General features: G+C 51.2%; 19 protein-coding genes and 3 pseudogenes. 11 read left to right on the forward strand and 11 right to left on the reverse strand.

The window, feature by feature from the left end; all coding sequences use genetic code 11:
- Positions 1-3 precede the first annotated feature (3 nt).
- The 7 genes from srlR to ACX8ZY_RS22500 all read right to left on the reverse strand — a co-directional run bounded on the left by srlR (position 4) and on the right by ACX8ZY_RS22500 (position 5,361).
- On the reverse strand, positions 4-771 hold the full coding sequence (srlR, locus tag ACX8ZY_RS22470; protein ID WP_337016145.1) for a glucitol operon DNA-binding transcriptional repressor SrlR: 768 nt from the start codon (positions 769-771) through the stop codon (positions 4-6).
- 86 nt (positions 772-857) lie between these two features.
- Positions 858-1,220: a transcriptional regulator GutM gene (locus ACX8ZY_RS22475; protein ID WP_337016147.1), complete on the reverse strand. Its 363-nt coding sequence runs from the start codon at positions 1,218-1,220 to the stop codon at positions 858-860.
- Positions 1,221-1,264: 44 nt separating this feature from the next.
- Complete coding sequence (gene srlD / locus ACX8ZY_RS22480; RefSeq protein WP_337016149.1) at positions 1,265-2,044, reverse strand: sorbitol-6-phosphate dehydrogenase; 780 nt, start codon at positions 2,042-2,044, stop codon at positions 1,265-1,267.
- Between the two features lie 13 nt (positions 2,045-2,057).
- Positions 2,058-2,426 carry a PTS glucitol/sorbitol transporter subunit IIA gene (locus ACX8ZY_RS22485; protein ID WP_337016150.1) on the reverse strand — a complete coding sequence of 123 codons (369 nt, stop codon included), beginning with the start codon at positions 2,424-2,426 and terminating at the stop codon, positions 2,058-2,060.
- 14 nt (positions 2,427-2,440) lie between these two features.
- Positions 2,441-3,430, reverse strand: a complete 990-nt coding sequence (gene srlE, locus ACX8ZY_RS22490; protein ID WP_346530151.1) for a PTS glucitol/sorbitol transporter subunit IIB — start codon at positions 3,428-3,430, stop codon at positions 2,441-2,443.
- Positions 3,431-3,444: 14 nt separating this feature from the next.
- A complete protein-coding gene (gene srlA / locus ACX8ZY_RS22495) occupies positions 3,445-3,993 on the reverse strand; it encodes a PTS glucitol/sorbitol transporter subunit IIC (RefSeq protein ID WP_346530149.1) in 549 nt (182 codons plus the stop codon).
- 687 nt (positions 3,994-4,680) lie between these two features.
- Positions 4,681-5,361, reverse strand: a complete 681-nt coding sequence (locus ACX8ZY_RS22500; RefSeq protein ID WP_337016156.1) for a DUF3313 domain-containing protein — start codon at positions 5,359-5,361, stop codon at positions 4,681-4,683.
- Positions 5,362-5,481: 120 nt separating this feature from the next.
- Here ACX8ZY_RS22500 and ACX8ZY_RS22505 point away from each other — a divergent pair, with 120 nt between their 5' ends.
- The 3 genes from ACX8ZY_RS22505 to ACX8ZY_RS22515 all read left to right on the forward strand — a co-directional run bounded on the left by ACX8ZY_RS22505 (position 5,482) and on the right by ACX8ZY_RS22515 (position 6,728).
- Positions 5,482-5,967, forward strand: a complete 486-nt coding sequence (locus tag ACX8ZY_RS22505) for a hypothetical protein (RefSeq protein ID WP_346530147.1) — start codon at positions 5,482-5,484, stop codon at positions 5,965-5,967.
- Positions 5,968-6,049: 82 nt separating this feature from the next.
- Positions 6,050-6,340 (forward strand): hypothetical protein, encoded by a 291-nt coding sequence (locus tag ACX8ZY_RS22510; RefSeq protein ID WP_337016160.1) that lies wholly within the window; start codon positions 6,050-6,052, stop codon positions 6,338-6,340.
- 127 nt (positions 6,341-6,467) lie between these two features.
- A complete protein-coding gene (locus tag ACX8ZY_RS22515; RefSeq protein WP_346530144.1) occupies positions 6,468-6,728 on the forward strand; it encodes a hypothetical protein in 261 nt (86 codons plus the stop codon).
- Between the two features lie 321 nt (positions 6,729-7,049).
- On the opposite strand, the gene ACX8ZY_RS22520 is transcribed toward ACX8ZY_RS22515, so the two are convergent.
- Positions 7,050-7,667 (reverse strand): TetR/AcrR family transcriptional regulator, encoded by a 618-nt coding sequence (locus tag ACX8ZY_RS22520; RefSeq protein ID WP_337016164.1) that lies wholly within the window; start codon positions 7,665-7,667, stop codon positions 7,050-7,052.
- Positions 7,668-8,009: 342 nt separating this feature from the next.
- Positions 8,010-8,521, reverse strand: a pseudogene (locus ACX8ZY_RS22525) (site-specific integrase).
- 341 nt (positions 8,522-8,862) lie between these two features.
- Here ACX8ZY_RS22525 and ACX8ZY_RS22530 point away from each other — a divergent pair.
- Both ACX8ZY_RS22530 and ACX8ZY_RS22535 read left to right on the forward strand, forming a co-directional pair.
- Positions 8,863-9,309, forward strand: coding sequence for a DUF3290 domain-containing protein (locus ACX8ZY_RS22530; protein WP_337016166.1), 447 nt, complete (start codon positions 8,863-8,865; stop codon positions 9,307-9,309).
- A gap of 8 nt (positions 9,310-9,317) precedes the next feature.
- Positions 9,318-9,953, forward strand: coding sequence for a DUF421 domain-containing protein (locus ACX8ZY_RS22535; protein WP_013360106.1), 636 nt, complete (start codon positions 9,318-9,320; stop codon positions 9,951-9,953).
- Between the two features lie 164 nt (positions 9,954-10,117).
- Here the strand turns inward: ACX8ZY_RS22535 and ACX8ZY_RS22540 are convergent.
- Positions 10,118-10,342: pseudogene (locus ACX8ZY_RS22540) on the reverse strand (site-specific integrase); the annotation flags it as partial.
- Between the two features lie 46 nt (positions 10,343-10,388).
- On the opposite strand from ACX8ZY_RS22540, the gene ACX8ZY_RS22545 reads away from it, so the two are divergent.
- Positions 10,389-10,844, forward strand: coding sequence for a hypothetical protein (locus ACX8ZY_RS22545; protein WP_459261436.1), 456 nt, complete (start codon positions 10,389-10,391; stop codon positions 10,842-10,844).
- 69 nt (positions 10,845-10,913) lie between these two features.
- Entirely contained in the window at positions 10,914-11,222 is a 309-nt protein-coding gene (locus ACX8ZY_RS22550; protein ID WP_337016170.1) for a GGDEF domain-containing protein, read from the forward strand.
- Between the two features lie 235 nt (positions 11,223-11,457).
- On the opposite strand, the pseudogene ACX8ZY_RS22555 reads toward ACX8ZY_RS22550, so the two are convergent.
- A pseudogene (locus ACX8ZY_RS22555) lies at positions 11,458-13,242 on the reverse strand (EAL domain-containing protein).
- Positions 13,243-13,574: 332 nt separating this feature from the next.
- On the opposite strand from ACX8ZY_RS22555, the gene ACX8ZY_RS22560 reads away from it, so the two are divergent.
- The 4 genes from ACX8ZY_RS22560 to ACX8ZY_RS22575 all read left to right on the forward strand — a co-directional run bounded on the left by ACX8ZY_RS22560 (position 13,575) and on the right by ACX8ZY_RS22575 (position 15,777).
- Positions 13,575-13,943, forward strand: a complete 369-nt coding sequence (locus ACX8ZY_RS22560) for a hypothetical protein (RefSeq protein WP_419720286.1) — start codon at positions 13,575-13,577, stop codon at positions 13,941-13,943.
- 323 nt (positions 13,944-14,266) lie between these two features.
- Positions 14,267-14,755: a methyl-accepting chemotaxis protein gene (locus ACX8ZY_RS22565; RefSeq protein WP_419720287.1), complete on the forward strand. Its 489-nt coding sequence runs from the start codon at positions 14,267-14,269 to the stop codon at positions 14,753-14,755.
- Positions 14,637-14,987, forward strand: coding sequence for a hypothetical protein (locus ACX8ZY_RS22570; RefSeq protein ID WP_419720288.1), 351 nt, complete (start codon positions 14,637-14,639; stop codon positions 14,985-14,987). Before ACX8ZY_RS22565 ends, ACX8ZY_RS22570 begins: the two co-directional genes overlap by 119 nt.
- Positions 14,988-15,537: 550 nt before the next feature.
- Positions 15,538-15,777: a transcriptional regulator gene (locus ACX8ZY_RS22575; protein WP_071822160.1), complete on the forward strand. Its 240-nt coding sequence runs from the start codon at positions 15,538-15,540 to the stop codon at positions 15,775-15,777.
- Positions 15,778-15,881: the final 104 nt, after the last annotated feature.

Below are 15,881 nucleotides of genomic sequence, written 5' to 3' on the forward strand. Positions count from 1 at the left end.
CGGTCATTCATCTCCGGCAATAATGACGTTAATCCCTTTTTCCCTCAGTTGTGCAAGAGTATCGTCAGTGATGTCGCTGTCAGTAATAAGGACGTCAACAGCATCAAGGCTGCAAACCACGTTCGGACTGCGCCGGCCAAACTTTGACGAGTCGACGAGCAGGACGATCTTTTTTGCTGCACTACACATGGCTTGGCTCACTGCAAAAACCTCGTTAAAGGTCGTGACGCCAGCATTCATGTCGACACCGTCGGCACCGATAAAAAGCGTGTCGAAACTGAACTGACTGAAAGCGGACTCAGCCAGACTGCCATGAAACGACGCAGAAGTGCGGCGGTAGGTTCCACCAGGCATAAGTATGACTTGATCGTTATCCAGCTCATTAAGTTCGACCACGATGCTCAGGCTGTTGGTCATCACAGTGATATTATTGAACTTCGCCAGATGAGGCACCATCTGCAGAACGGTGCTGCCAGCATCAAATATCAGCGAGTTACCTTCGCTGATAAGCAATGCTGCACGTGAGGCGATCCGTTTTTTCTTTTCCGTGTTGATGAGTGTTTTTCTGTCGATAGGCTGGTCCCCTTCCTCGCGATTCAGCATCACGCCGCCATACGTTCTGATGACCGCGCCCTCCTGCTGAAGCCGGGTAAGGTCCTTACGAATGGTGGTGCCGGTCGTATTAAAGTGAGCAATCAGCGCTTCTACCGACGTACGCCCGTTTTTCTGCAGGTATTCAAGAATTTTCGCCTGACGTTCAACTGGTTTCATTAAGATGTCCCTTCACGATTCTGAATATTCTTTCACCCCGAAAACTGGCTCGTGATGAAAAAGAATATCTTTCATAATGAAAGCTATCATCTTTTATTTGAAATGGCTAATGACAGTGCTTCACATAGCGATTTATTTGCCGAAAATATGACCTCAGGCTGGATTTCACTAAGTACTTTATTGCACAGCGCAGTTTCTGTGTAAGGTCGGGCGAAAACGGTCAGTCCCATCATCACAAAATTGCCCGTCACCCTTCCATCATCACTGACGGACATTGCCAGAATCACCCTGGGTTTAAAACGTCCCGCCGATCGTCCTATTCGTACATGGCCGTCATTAGAAAGCGCTGCCAGTGCTTGGTTAAACCGATTAATCTGAAGCAACCCCAGCCCGATCTGTGCTGTCCATGCTATTGCGGCGGCACAGATCAATGCATTAACAGGATCCATCTTTGAACTCCTTAAACCGGCGATTACACCGCCGGTTTTATCTGTCAGAACATGACCTGCCCACCGGTAATATTGATGGACTGTCCGGTGCAGTAAGCCGCCTTATCACTTGCGTAAAACAGCAGAACGTTGAGCACGTCTTTGTAGTCACAACAACGCTTCAGAGGCACCTTGTCAATGTAGTGCTGTTCAACTTCATCCGGGCTGATGCCCAGTTTTTCGGCGTACTGTGGTAGTAACGACTGGAACATCGGTGACTTAAGAAGGTTGCCGAGCATCAGGGAGTGAACGGTAATACCATATTCTGCAAGGTCAAGCGCCAGCGACTGCGTGAGGCCGACGCCACCAAACTTGGCCGCACTGTAACCGGAATTGTGTTTGCTGCCGACCTTGCCTGATTTTGAGTTGATTTGAATAATCCGGCCTTTTATGCCGTCCCTTATCATCTGCTTTGAAAACTCACGGGCGCACAGAAAATACCCCACCAGGTTCACCTTAAGCGACAGGTCAAAATCACTCAAACCAAACTCAGTGATCGGTGCGGCTCTTGCTATGCCCGCGCTGTAAAGAAGCAGGTCGGCACGACCTAAATCCTCATCGACCTGGCGGGCTAATGCGATGACGCTCTGCTCATCCGTTGCGTCAACACGAAAGCCCAGCGCGCGACCTGCGCCATGTTGTTCGTTGATTGCGTCTGCGATTTTGTTTGCATTCTCGATATTGAGATCAGCAACCGCCACTCTGTATCCGGCATTTGCCAGCCCCTCCGACAGGTAAGCACCTAGCGTCTGACCGCCTCCGATGACTACAGCAACCTGATTCATGCTCTACTCCTGATTAATTACTCAACATACGAAATTTCTGGCCCGGCACAATTGAGGCTGGCGTACTGCCTGCGACATGAACCGTTCCTGGGAATTCAGCCTCAACGGCGCCGTCAAACCGCACCGTTATGTGTCCGAGATCGCGCAGATTTTCACGGGCTACGCTGCCAACAGCCGTCACCGGATATTCCTTCTCGCCAATTCCCAGTACGGAACCGGCATCAAAGGCACCGCCATCATTGACCTCGGTCCGGTGGATGAAGCAGTAGTCGGCGATGTCCTGTGGCGCACCTTCACCAAAGGTAATAATAAAATTATCCTCCAGTGACTCTGTGGCACTGGTACCGACGGCGACAAACGTTGATTGATATATGGTTTTCATAACTTCACCTGCATTTACTGATAGATAAATCCTGAAACGGCCCAGGCAAGCAGAACTGACGGCGCACCGGTGAGAAAACGTCCTACCAGGACTGAAGGTACACCGACACGTACAGTTTCCTGCCGGGCTTCGGCTATCGACAATCCAACCGGTATAAAGTCACAGGCAGCCTGTGAATTGATGGCGAAAAGCGCGGGCAGTGCGAGATGAGGCGGGATAGTTCCCTGACCAATTTGAACCCCAACGAGCACGCCGATAACCTGCGCGATAACGGCACCCGGCCCCAGAAACGGTGATAGGAGAGGAAATGAGCAGATCAGTGCTAGCGTTACCAGACCGATAGGACTGTTAGCCAGCGGGGTCAGACCGTGTGCAATAAAGTCACCCAGACCGGAGGCCATAATGATGCCGATCAACGCCGAAACGAACGCCATAAAAGGCAGAATGGTTTTTAGTACGGTATCGATAGTTTCCCTGCCTGCTTGGAAAAATACCGCCACTACCGAACCCATTCCCATACCAACTTTTGCCAGTAGTCCGTCACTCTGCTCAGTGATTTTTTTAGTCGTATCGTAGTCCCGGCCTTTACCTGTTGTGACTGCCTCAGATTTTTTATCTGCGGCAGTTAAAGCCGTATTATCCCATGCCTGTATGTCCTGAGGGCGGACGCCAGAAACATAGATATCTTCTGTTATGTACTTTGCCAGCGGCCCAGATTTTCCGGTGGCGTGTATGTTAATTGTGGGAATACGTCGCTTGGAATAAAGCCCGCAGCGAAGCGTACCGCCGCAGTCAATGACTGCTACGCCAATTTCTTCTTCCGGGGGTTCCCCCTCTTTAAAACCGTCAACTGCTTCCCAGCCGGTCACGTCTTTCAGCCGGTCAACGATGGCGGGGCGGGTTCCTGCTGTGACATAAACAATTTTCTTGCCGGGTGTAACGGTGATGGTTAGCGGGCCGCCCCAGCCACTTTCACCTTTTTTAACGGTAATGGCGTTAGTCATTTTTTTCTCCGCTCTTATAAACGCACGTTGCGGTCGAGTTGAAGGCCCATCTTTCTTTCAAAAATGGTGGTAGTCAGATCGGTAACCCATCCCCGGAAGAAGTTGGTTACTACGCCGACCAGTAGATAACTGACGGCAAGTGGACCCAGCGGCAGGCCGAGGGTAGTCAGGCCGTTGGCTATGCCCAGATAAACGAAAAGCTCGCCTGGATTAATGTGCGGGAAAAGGCCGTTCATGGAGTGGCAGCTGTAGGACGCGGCAGCGTAATAGCTCGGTTTATATTTCTCCGGCATAAAACGGCCTAGACTGTGCGTCATCGGGTTACAAAACACAAAAGTACTGATAACCGGTAACAGCAGATAGCGTGATACAGGATTACCGGCACAGCGCTGTACGAGAGCTTCAATGCGGCGCTGACCAACAAACACTATCAGCGCGTTCATCACTACCAGCAGGCTGATGAGCAGAGGAAGAATTCCGGTAACCATACCGGTAAACACCTCTCCTCCTTTCTGAAAGAGTCCGATAAACCATTCGGCTCCGTGTGTAATGCTATCAATCATTTATAGACCCCTTCGCGTAGAGAATAGATTCATATTCTTATTCACTGTGATGACAAGGTAGATCGATAACGGAACAATAAAAGAGCATTAGATCACAAAATGATCTTTTTTATTTCAAAGTGAAATATAAAATGAAAGTTTGATTGTTTAATTTGATCAAAATGCAGGTTTTTTCCGAAAGTGAAACTTGTGATCAGACAGAAAAGTTGACGATAATGATTCACGAAACCGGAGATCTCAGCGCATGGAGCAACGAGTAGGCTACGGAAGACATACAGCTTTAACTCCAGCGTGCGGGAAACTTACTGTGGGCCGTATCTAGCTCAGTATTACGACTGAATATATTTATGCGGACGTAAAATCCGGTGATTCCCTTTGACGGCGGATCATTAGAACGAGAGATGGCAGGGACTACGACGACTACGCTAGTTTCAAAAGGCCTGAGGAAGAAGAATGAACACGGAGAATCTTCTGCCTGCAGGCGTCATCCATAACCAGAATAGCCAGACTGACATATCCGGCATTGAATGATCAGGACTGAACACTCGTTTCCTGAATAAATTCCTCAATGTCATCTCGTGTTTGCTGACGATACCTTTTATTAACAATGCCTTAAACCATCTCCTACATCAGTGCGGCAATAGTTACACTGATAGATCCCCACGCCTATAAGCCGTCATGTAATGGTTAGCGCTTGCCCTGGAGAAGTTTTTCCAGCAGCTGCTCTGCGCCTTTGTCCACTCCTGTTTCTGCCGCACTCATTAAGCCAAACGTTGCACCCACGTTCATGGCATTAGGATACTGCTCTGCCACGTAGGCCAGAAGAAGTTCATCGGTCGCGGCATCTTTCACTTCCACGGCATAGTTGACGTAACCGCTCATCAGTCCGCGCCCACCTCGCACGGACTGAACGATGTTATACGGACCGCCTGCCAGGTCGAATTTCGTAAAGGTTCCCACAACCTGTGGCGTCGTGTCCGCGCCTGTCAGCGTCAGCTTAAGCCGGAGAGAAGGAGCGCTCCAGGCGCTGGTGTTGACAGTAAACTTCTCCCGCAGTACGTCGGCAAACTTCTTCTGCATGTAGTCTGCCAGATTAAGCCGGTCTTCCTGAGAAAGATCGTTAAACTGTGCGTCGCTGCCGCCATAGATTTCAACGGGATCGATAGTGATGCTGCGGTATTTACTCCAGTCAACCGGTGTGGCGTATCGGAAGGGGACACGGTCGCTGTCATCAGCCGTGTTGGGCGTCATCCGGGATGTGGCCTTAATGCCGGAAAATTTTACTGGAGACGTGGACGAACACCCAGCGGCGGTGATGGCGGCGCTCAGGATAAGCGTACAGGACAGCAGCTTTGTCAGGCAAACCATAAAAATTCTCCGGTTATTTTTTATATAATGAACTGTACGGTATAGCTAATGCGGTTTACTCTGACCATGTCAAGGAAATGTTTCATTTCGTGTCTGTAACTTTCACATGAGGATTACGTAATGCTTTATTTCAACCCGAAAGTTTCGTCGACAGGTATCACGCACTGGCCCCGTTCCCGGCAGATCATCAAGCCGGTACTGAGGGAGGGTATGCCTGAGCCAATGTGGGGAGGGAGTACTGAATGCGCGTATTTTATCAGGGGCCTGCCGCTCCGTTATTCCGGTCTGCCGGTGCGGCGCAGGCTTATAAGAATGATGCTGACGCTGCAGAAAAATGGCGAAGCCAAGAGCATTCTAAACAGCCCGGGACGAGACGCCTTTACACCGGCAGCAGACTATGCGCGGAGTGTTATTGATACAGCAATGCTGCGCGGAGAACTGCGCTGTAGGCCCCCCGGCGAAATGGCTCGCGCCTACCTGACACAGACGGAGGAACTGCTAACCCTTATAGCTGGCATTCCGCAGAGTAAGGCACTGCTTCGTAAAGAAGTGAGGCGCAGAATAACTGATTTTCTGCGGCTGTATGCGGCAGGTGCAGGAGCATGAAGGTGCTGCTTATCCGGGTCGTTCTGGCGCTTGTTTTTATTGCCGGCGGCATACTCACTGCATTCGACGCCCAGGTCAGCTGATGAATGGCTGGCTGATGGCCGGTGCACTGGAAAATACGTCGGCGCGGCAATGGTTCGTATACCGGGTCATGCTGCTGACCGTGGCAGGCGCCCTGCTCAGAACAGCCGTTAACCTCTATGAAATGCGCCGTCTGCGCCAGTTCGGGCAGTGCCGGGCCGGATACTATGCTGCCAGGGTGTGGGGGGCCTCATCAGGGCTGATACAAACATTTTTGGTGGCGGAATGCCTCATTATGGATGCGGTTTCTGTGCTATTGCTGCTGGTTCTCAGCGACATCACTCTCTGTTGAAAATTCCCGCTGCATCAGGCCCGGTACAAAGAGGGACGTGTCCTTCAAAATGATTTACGTGAGAACCTTACAGGAAGGAGAATGTAATGATGGACAAACTGTCAGGAATTAACGCGGGGGATTCTGGATGAACTGGAGCATGATAAGCATCTTGCTTTTTTTTGGCGCTCTCGTTGTGACTGAAATAATTTTGTGGTGGCGCGTCATCGGTAATATAGCAGAAGTCGTTCATATCCGGCGCCTGAAAGCCTGCCGCGGGCGAAAATACACAGAGGGCGCGTGGAGAATTCACCATAACGCGCTCATAGCGCTGATTGTTGCAGAAATTCTGGTGGCTCTAGCCATCAGTGCCCTGATTATCCTTATGCTGCCGACGATATCATTTTAACAGCGCGCAGACAGCCCCAGAAAAAAGCCCGCCGTAAGGCGGGCCTGTAAGGTTCAGATGTGGCTGCCAATGGAAAGGCAACCGGTTAGCATCAGTATGGCCATGCCGATAATAAGGCTGTAAATAAGTTGCATATGAATTCCTCAGAATAAAGAAACGCAGCCGCTAAGCAGAAGCGAACTCACGGCCAAACTCGGCACCATAATGAAACGATTAAGCATAAAGTGATCCTCACTCAAAAATAAACTGAATGTATCAGTTCATATATATCTGAAGTTTAGTCAATCGGGCATGGTTAATAATCCACCTATGCCCGCCTGATCAGCGTGGTGACGCGCCGGATATAAAGACCTCTACGGCGTTTTTTACCATGGCGGCAATATCTTCGCGTGTAAAAACAGGCATATTCTGCCGTAGAAATAGCTCGTCAGTCTCGGCCTTCACCAGCGCAGAAAATTGCTTCGCCCTGAGGTCGGGGCGGGCGGGAAGCAGGTCACCGCCCTCAATGTGCTGTTCCATCAGCGTTGCAAGGGCGTTCATGCTTTCGCGGACACCGGACTCATAAAAAATATCGCCGATGCCGGAATGACCCGCTTCGCCGATAACCATGCGATACAGCTGAAGCCCCTTCCAGTCCGACGTCATAGCACCCAGCATGCCTTCGCCAAAACGCTGCAGCCTGTCTGTCAGGGGGAGTTGACTGCTGTCCTGACTGAAGATATCTTCTGCCGCAAGCATCAGAAAATTGGTGCCGTAAGCCCTGACGACGGCGTCAAGAAGGCTTTCCTTAGAGGAGAAATAGTTATACAGCGTAGCTTTAGAGCACCCTGCCGTTCTGGCTACACCCTCCATTGAGGCGCGTTCGTACCCCTGCTCGAGGAAAACTGTCGTGCCGGCGTTTAGGATGTCAGTTCTTTTCTTTTCAGTCAGCGTTCGCATGTAATTTCTCCCTGTAGACAAATTTATATTAACAGAACCACTTGGTTCATTAAAGGCGTGCGTTTTTGTTTCAGAATTCAGAAAGTTCACTTGCCTCTTTAGGGTGGTGGGCAGGCAGCGCTGTATATCAGTCGACTACGGGAGTATTTGAGGTCCGTTAAGGTTTCAGTTACACGAGTTATAAAGTGGTTTCATGACATCCCCGTTCTGCCAGCGCAAAGTAACAGCTTTTTTGCTAATAGCTTCAGCCACAGGGTTAACTGATCTCCCCGGGTAATTCACGTAATATACACTTAGCAATATCTTCTTCTAACACAGGGCTGCTGTTACAGCCTTCAAAAGCTAAAATTCAATCGACTCAGATATCTCCAGTGCATCATTTGCTTCAATACCAAAGTGGCGAACTGTGCTCCCAAGGTGTTTTGGACAAAAAATAGCCAGATCACCTGAGGATTTTCCGTTTTTTATAGATCAGATATGGCTTGATTATCCGCATAGAATGCGCACTTTAAAGCGTCTCGTGGGGATTCAGCTTCATTCATAGATGAAAAATACGTTTTTGTTATCTGGTTGAGATGTATCGTGAAGAACAAATGCGTTACTGAAAAAATAATCGCCACTACGCAGATGAGCCATTCTGATCTATGCGGCTACAGCCTCTCTGGTTCCTTCAGTCAACTCAAACTGAACAGCGCTGCACGTTTTTTACCTGCTCCCCGTTGATTAACACAACTGCGAAGTTTACCCTCCAGAGCCATGTTAAACAGAGCCAAGTCGCGAATTTATCCTTCGTACTCATGACGAGTACGAATTCTCCCTATATGAGAGATCTGAAGAGGGCTTTTCTGGCCAATAGCGGCTTTTGCTTCAAGGGGATGTTGTCATATTAAATCTTTATTGGGTTAAGAGATGTGATTATGGTTATTCCATAAGAGCGAGCAGCAGACATGAGTCATGCACGCGCATCGCAGTCTTTGATTAAGCTGTTAAATGAAAACAGAGGACTTTTTGAACAAGTCATCGCTCTGTCTAGAGACTTGGACCATTGATGGTGTACACTTAAGCTTAAGTACTGATAACAGCATCCAGAGGATAACTGATAATCGTTATTAATTATGTGATATCAAAGTAAAAAAATGACAATGAAATGTAAAAATAAAGGTACGATACAAAAATAAACAGGGATTATAATTATATGAAATTTTATGGAATGGATTATCTACAAGCGCAATCTAATATAAATGATTTTTTAAAATATATAGTAATATTTAGTACCTTGTTTATCCTAATCGTTGTTTTTTGTCTGTATATGCGCCATCGTTTGCAGACTAAGTATCGGGATTTAACAATTATTTCTTTCTTATTTCTACTCTTCATTTCTGGAGTGCAATATGCAGATTATACAGATAGTAAAAATATACACTCAAAATCATCACAAATGGTTAATTTTGTAAGGTTATTATCTAAAGAAAGAAATGTAAGCATAAAGTCTATTTTTTCGAACTCAGTACAATTATCAGATGGGGTTATCGTCAGGATTAATGATTTATATTTCCGCGTTAATTTGAGTGCTGATCAAAAAACTTACCGACTAGTAGAAGTCTCCTTAATAAACCCAGAAGTAGAAATCGTAAAAAGTTAAGGCATAAAATGATAATTTATATACCTATTATTATAAAGCTTGGGCTAGGAATATTGTGCTTAATTATTCAAATAAACCTTATGGGAAAAGGAAATCTGGCTCCCTCATCAGCAATGGATCAAGTTCAAAATTATGTTTTAGGCGGGATTATTGGCGGCGTAATTTATAATGAGTCAATAACTGTACTACAATTTGTGCTAGTGCTGATTATTTGGACCTTGCTTGTTTTTGTTCTGAAATTTTTAAAAGAGAATAACCGTATCATTAAGCGAATTATTGATGGAAAACCTATTACTTTGGTCCATAATGGCAGTGTTAATGTCAAGGAGTGTTTACGGAATGGTGTTTCTGCCAATGATTTGATGTTTAAATTGAGAGCAAATAGCATTTATGAAGTAGAGCAGCTAAAACGAGTGGTTCTAGAACAGAATGGGCAGCTAACTATTATTCAAAGCGGCGATGAAAACATACGCTATCCAATTATAGTCGATGGATTAGCTAATCATGATCTGCTCGAAATTATCAACAGGGACAGTGAGTGGTTAGAATGTGAGATCGCGAAGCAAGGCTTCCATAAAATCAGTGAAGTCTATTTGGGTGAATATTTGTCAGGTAGAATTAATTTATACGGTTACGGTAAATAATATTTAAAATTCAGTGTCTCTTACTAGTTTGGTGCAAATCATATAGTTATTTTTAGGCATGTTAGAATATAAAAGACAGTGTTTCGCCAATGCATCTGTTGATGATGCTGATATGATCGCTTGCTTCAGTTTTAGGGAAAATATAGGAGCCATGATAACTTTAGTTAGTCTTCAATCGACTCCAGGATCTTAAATGCGTCATCATCTTCAATCTCCAAATAGTTAACCCTACTCTCAAGTTTCTTATAGCCTAGCAAAAGTCAGATCACGCGAAGTTTTTTAGTTTACCCGTAGAGCAGGTAACGTTCTGTTTTACGGGTGGAATGTGTGCTGTAAAGCGAATATAAGTGACCTAGCTTTGCTATCAACCCATGAAAAATTCGGCTATGTTATTTGGGTTATATCGGCGGTACCATCTATCTCAGAAAGAAGAGCATGCTGAGCGATGTCCTGAGCCAGCATTTTTATGCCCATGATTCCATTATCAGCATGGTCAGCAATGACGGCCTTATCATATTCAGCCACGACCCTGCCCGCGTCGGGAAAAAAATGACGCTATGTCCGGCGCTGCAGAAACAACTGGCCACGACGGAGAGTGGCCGGTTCAGTTCTGAAGCGGACGGGCAGCAGTTCCTTACGGGCTATGCCAGCCTGCACAGGACGGACTGGAACATTTTCATTGCGGGGAGCTCTGAGACGGTGCGGCAGATCCTGATGAGCACGGTAAAAAATGCGCTGTGGCTCCTGTCGGGAATTATCATCCTGGTGGTCGCCGTGATGACCGTGCTGACCGTGCTGGCCGGGCGTATTGCCTTTCCCCTAGAAAAGCTGGCCGGCATGGTGCGGGATGGGGGCAGTGAAGCTTCACCCACGTCGCTGGCATCGGTGTAGGCCTGGTATTATGAAGCAGATCGCCTGAAGCAAGCCGTAGAGGAGCACCGCCACGCCGTAGCCGGACGCATGGCAGCACTCAGCGACGAGGCTATGACCGATCCGCTGACTGGACTCTGCAACCAGAGGGGGGGCATCCTTCTGGCGGACTGGTTGAGTGAGGATACGTCACAGTGCGCTATAGCCCTGGATATTGACCATTTTAAAAGAATTAACGACTGGTACGGGCACGATGTCGGCGATGCGGTATTGATAAGTCTTGCCGGGCTGTTGCGCCAGGCCTGCAGAAACGGCGACGTGGTTAGCCGCTCAGGCGGTGAGGAGTTTATTCTGCTGCTGCCGCAGACGTCGCTGGAAGATGCGGCCCGTACGGCGTAGTGCATACGCGAGACGGTAAGAACCACGACGTTTCCGTATGTGGGAGCCATGACAGTGTCCGCCGGCGTCGCGTGGCTTGACTGCTGTGACGGTCGCATCGCGCTCCTACGCCGCGCCGATAAGGCCCTTTATGAGGCCAAAGGCGCCGGACGTAACGTGGTCGTGGTTGCCGGACCGGAGGGGTTCAGGTGATATCCGGCGCTCATCTGATGGCAGTCTGATGCAGGGTACAGGGTCAGCACTGGCCGCGAAGTTTCCAGAACAGCCATCCGTCAAGCTCTGACTCCGGCAGGGGTCGGGAAGAGAAAAAGCCCTGCGCCTGGTCGCAGCCGCACTCCGTAAGCGCAGTGCCCGTTTCCGCATCCTCAACGCCCTCGGCAAGCACCGTGTAGTCAAGATCCTTCAGCATAGTAATAATGCTGCGGGCAATGATGCGCGAGGCGGTGTCAGACGAAATTTCACTGATGAGCGGGCGGTCCAGTTTGATGACGTCAAGCGGCATGCAGCGCAGGTAACTGATGTTGCTGTAGCCGGTGCCGAAGTCATCCAGCGAAATCCCAAAACCGCGCAGCTTCAGCATCTCCAGCCCGTGAATCGCCGCCGGGTTTTCAATAATGCGCTCTGTCTCCAGACACTCAATGCCCAGCAGAGATGTGGGTAGTTTCGCCCTTCTCATCTTCACTTCCAGCGCATCGGCAAAGTTCTCGCGCGCAAAGTCCTGGCTGCTGACGTTCACCGTAACCGGAAGCTGAATGCAGCTGTTGCGCAGACGCGCCAGGCGGCTGATAACACGATCCGTGATCCAGGCCGTCAGGTCGCTGAGCAGCGAAGTCTGCTCTGCCATGGGGACAAACACCGCGGGGGAAAGCTCGCCCCGTACCGGGTGGTGCCAGCGGATCAGCTCCTCCAGCGCGACGGGCCTGGCGCTGTGCAGGCAGATTTTGGGCTGGAAGGCGAGCCACAGACCGCTGTCTTCCCGCAGCGCGGCGGCCAGGTCGTTCATCAGCGTGAAGTCCTGGGTATAACACGCGTCGCTGGCCGCGCTGAAGCGCATGGCGGGCACACCCCCCGGCCGATGGCCTCGTGCAGCGCGCTCACCGCACGGCGCAGCGCTTCCTGTGCCGTTATGCTCCCCTTGGCAAAGGTGACTTCGCCCGCATGGGTAATGAGCGCCACGGCGATGCCGTCCCCGAGATCGGCACTGATCCCCTCTAGGCGACTCGCGACCCAGTCAGCATTCATGTGGCTTTCATCACGCGTCAGAACGGCGAATCGCCCGGTGGCGACAGTATAAAACGGCTCGTCAGGGGCCGGGCGCAGGCGCAGCGGCAGCAGGGTGGCCACATCCCTGAGCAGGCTTTCCACCGGCCCCATCCCCATCGAGCGGGCGAGTTCATAGGCGCGCGGCATGTCGATGCAGTCAATCAGCACCAGGCGGCGCGGCGCGCTGTCCCCCGACGCGGCCAGAAGCTGCAGGTCGCGCACGAGGCGCTGGCGGTTTGGCAGGCCGGTGACCGGGTCGGCAAATCCGGCGGAATGCCAGGCCTCCAGAAACGACATCACCAGCGCGGCGAGTAGTTTAAGTGTGGTTACCTGATCGATGCCAAACGGGTGCGGGACCGTGTCTGTGACGCACAGCGTGCCGAGCACGGTGCCCTCGCGATTTTTTCAGCGGTACGCCGGCATAGAAGCGTATGTAAGGCGCGCCGGTGATGAGCAGATGTGACGAAAAACGGGCGTCAAGCCAGGTGTCAGATACGACCACTACACTGTCGTTGTCCACCGCATGGCGGCACAGGGAGTCCTCGCGCGACGACTGCTTTAGCCCGAAATTATGGGCGGCCTGCACGTGCTGGTGCTCGTCATCCAGCACGGAGATAAAGCTGCCGGGAATACCCAGCGCCTGGCTGGCCAGCCGGACAAATTTTTGCAGCACGTCGTCGCGGCTTTCGTCTGGACTGCGCAGCGGCTTCAGCGCCTGCGCGCGGCGTTCATCGTCGCCAGTAAGATTAATCAGCATGCATCCCTCCGCCCCGGCCTGGTTCCGGTGCGAAATCAGAAAGAAAAAAATGTACGGTAACGGACCAGCGCTAAAGGAAATTACTGCAAAAGGGAAAAAAATTAATGCTTTAATATGCCATGCATTCTAGGCACTGCACTGTCCGGTGTCATTACTTATTTTCTTTAGCGAATTATTCACAATATCACGATTCTTTTATTTTATCGTTGAAACATATTTTTTTATTATTCCTGCCAGCATTCCTCCTGAATAAACGCAGCGTGTATTAATTACGCACAAAAATAAAATAAACGATAATTATTTAATAACAGTATGACACCAGGGAAAACCTTATGCAGTTACTCCTACAACTGACCATCCGCCGCGTGATATTGTGGATAATGATCCTCTCGCTGGCCGTGGTGGCGCTTGCCGGCAGCTACGGCTCGTTGACGCAGCTCGAGATGTACCGCCATGCCGACCGCGCTGACGCAGCAGCTCACCTTTCTGACCCGCGCGGGCCTCGTTATGTAGAAGGCTGCGCAGCAGATAAAGCGGCCCTGCTGACCGCCGTTCCGGCAGACCCGGTCTGGGATGCCTACCGGGCTACGCTGTCGGCACCGCAGGGCTATCCGGCGGCGGCACGCGAACGCCTCAGCGCCCTGACACAGCAGCTGGCGGCCGACGATACGCCTGGGCCGAGCGACACCGTCATGAGGTGATTCTTATCACTGCGCTGCTGGCATTCTGCGCCCGCTATCTAGTCGTGCACCTCGTGCGCCCGGTGGCGAAGATCCGTGCGCACCTGAAGACCATCTAGGATAGCGACCTCACTCATGAGCCAGAAGACCTTGGCCGCAACTGTGTCGGGCAGCTGGTACCGCTGGTCAGGGAGATGCAGCACAGCCTGCTCAATGCGGTGGAGTCGATCCGCGACAAAGCGGTTATACTGCACCGCGAGGCTGGCTACATTGCCAGCGGCAACGCTGACCTGTCCGATAAGACCGGCAGCCAGGCTACCGCACTGGAGCAGACCGCGGCCAGCATGGAAGAGATTACCGCCACCGTCAGTCACAATGCGGCTAACGCACACGAGTCCCGGGAGCTGGCGGTACAGACCACGGAGACCACGCGGCGCGGCGAAAATCTGGTTCGCGCGGTGGTGGATGCCATGGGCGGCATAGCGGAGGGATCTGGAAAAATCCGTCAGTTCACCACCACCATAAGCGGGATTGCCTTCCAGACCAACATTCTGGCGCTGAATGCCGCGGTCGAGGCGGCCCGCGCCGGAGAACAGGGCCGCGGTTTTGACGTAGTGGCGGCCGAAGTGCGATCGCTGACGCAGCGCGCTCGCCTCAAAGGAGATCGAAGAACTGATTGCCGATACCGTGGCGCGCGTCAGCGCCGGCGCCACCATGGACGAGGTACTGCGTGGTTTCGGTGTGGTCAGCGATCTGATCGGCCAGATAGCCCTTGCCTCCGGGGATCAGAGCAAAAGTATCGCGCAGGTCACGCTGGCCGTGGCGGAGCTTGATCCCGTTACCCAGCAGACCGCCGCGCTGGTGCAGGCGGTCTCTACGACGGCAGTCAGTCTGAGCGGACAGACAGCCGCACTGAGAGGAGCGATCACCCGCTTTACGGTGCCGGCGGCAGACGGTAGCGTCACGGCTGTCGCGGCCTCTGCCATAACGGGGCCGCAGCGTCAGGCCAGCCCTCCGGTGACTCCGTCACCGGAGGGGGAATCGGTGGCTTTCGGGCATCGGTAGCCTCCAGTGTGCGGCTGTGGGTTTTTGCTCGCAATGCGCACGCGATCAGTGTCCATGCCCGCTGCACGCATGGTCCGGGTCAGACTATTACGGGCTGTGCGCCGCGTCAGCTGAAAAATTATCTGTCACTTTTCCCGGATGTCCGTGCGGCTGAGGTCAACGCGCATCTGACGCTGAATACAGCCACGGCTGTTTCATCAGGCTGCCCTTTTTTATTCCGGGCGGCTCGTTATTAACGACGTCCGTTTCCTGTAAGCCCTGAATATCCGGGCATTTTATCAGACAGGAAACATCGGAATACCTCAGGAATAAAATCGGATTAAAGAAGACTATTTCCGGCCCGGCAAGCGATAAGGTGTTAATATTGAATAAATAATTCGGCGCAACCGCGTGATTCAATTAATCCTGCGGTTAACCAGGGATTATCCGGGCCGCTGGCGTTGCATTGCAGAAAAAAAGTTAAGACAATGTAATGACTGCTCTGTCATTCTCTGCGTCATTTTTCATTCTGCCGCTCCTGTGCGGCCCGCATCTCTAAAGGGAGTATCTTCTGGGAAATCAGCCTCTGAATCGCCCCGTTGTTGCCTGTTCCGCCGTCCGTGAACTTCGTCTGGCCGCGGGTCTGTCGCAGGAGGCCGCTGCCGAGCGGTTTGAGCTCAGCCTGCGCGTGTGGCAGACCAAAGAGGCCGCAAAAAATCCCGCCCCCCTGAGCCAGGGAGAGTATGAGCTGCTACTGCTGCTCGCCGGGCGTCATCCTCACTATGCCCTTGTACCAAAAACGAAAAAATAGCTTTCCCGCTGGCGGCGCCTAAAGTTAACGCGTTACCGGCTGATAACAGGATAAGGACATGAGCCGGAAATATTATTATGCGGTGCGATGCGGGCACCCCGCAA

The sequence above is a fragment of the Pantoea sp. XAF26B01_ASV70 genome (assembly GCF_054512635.1).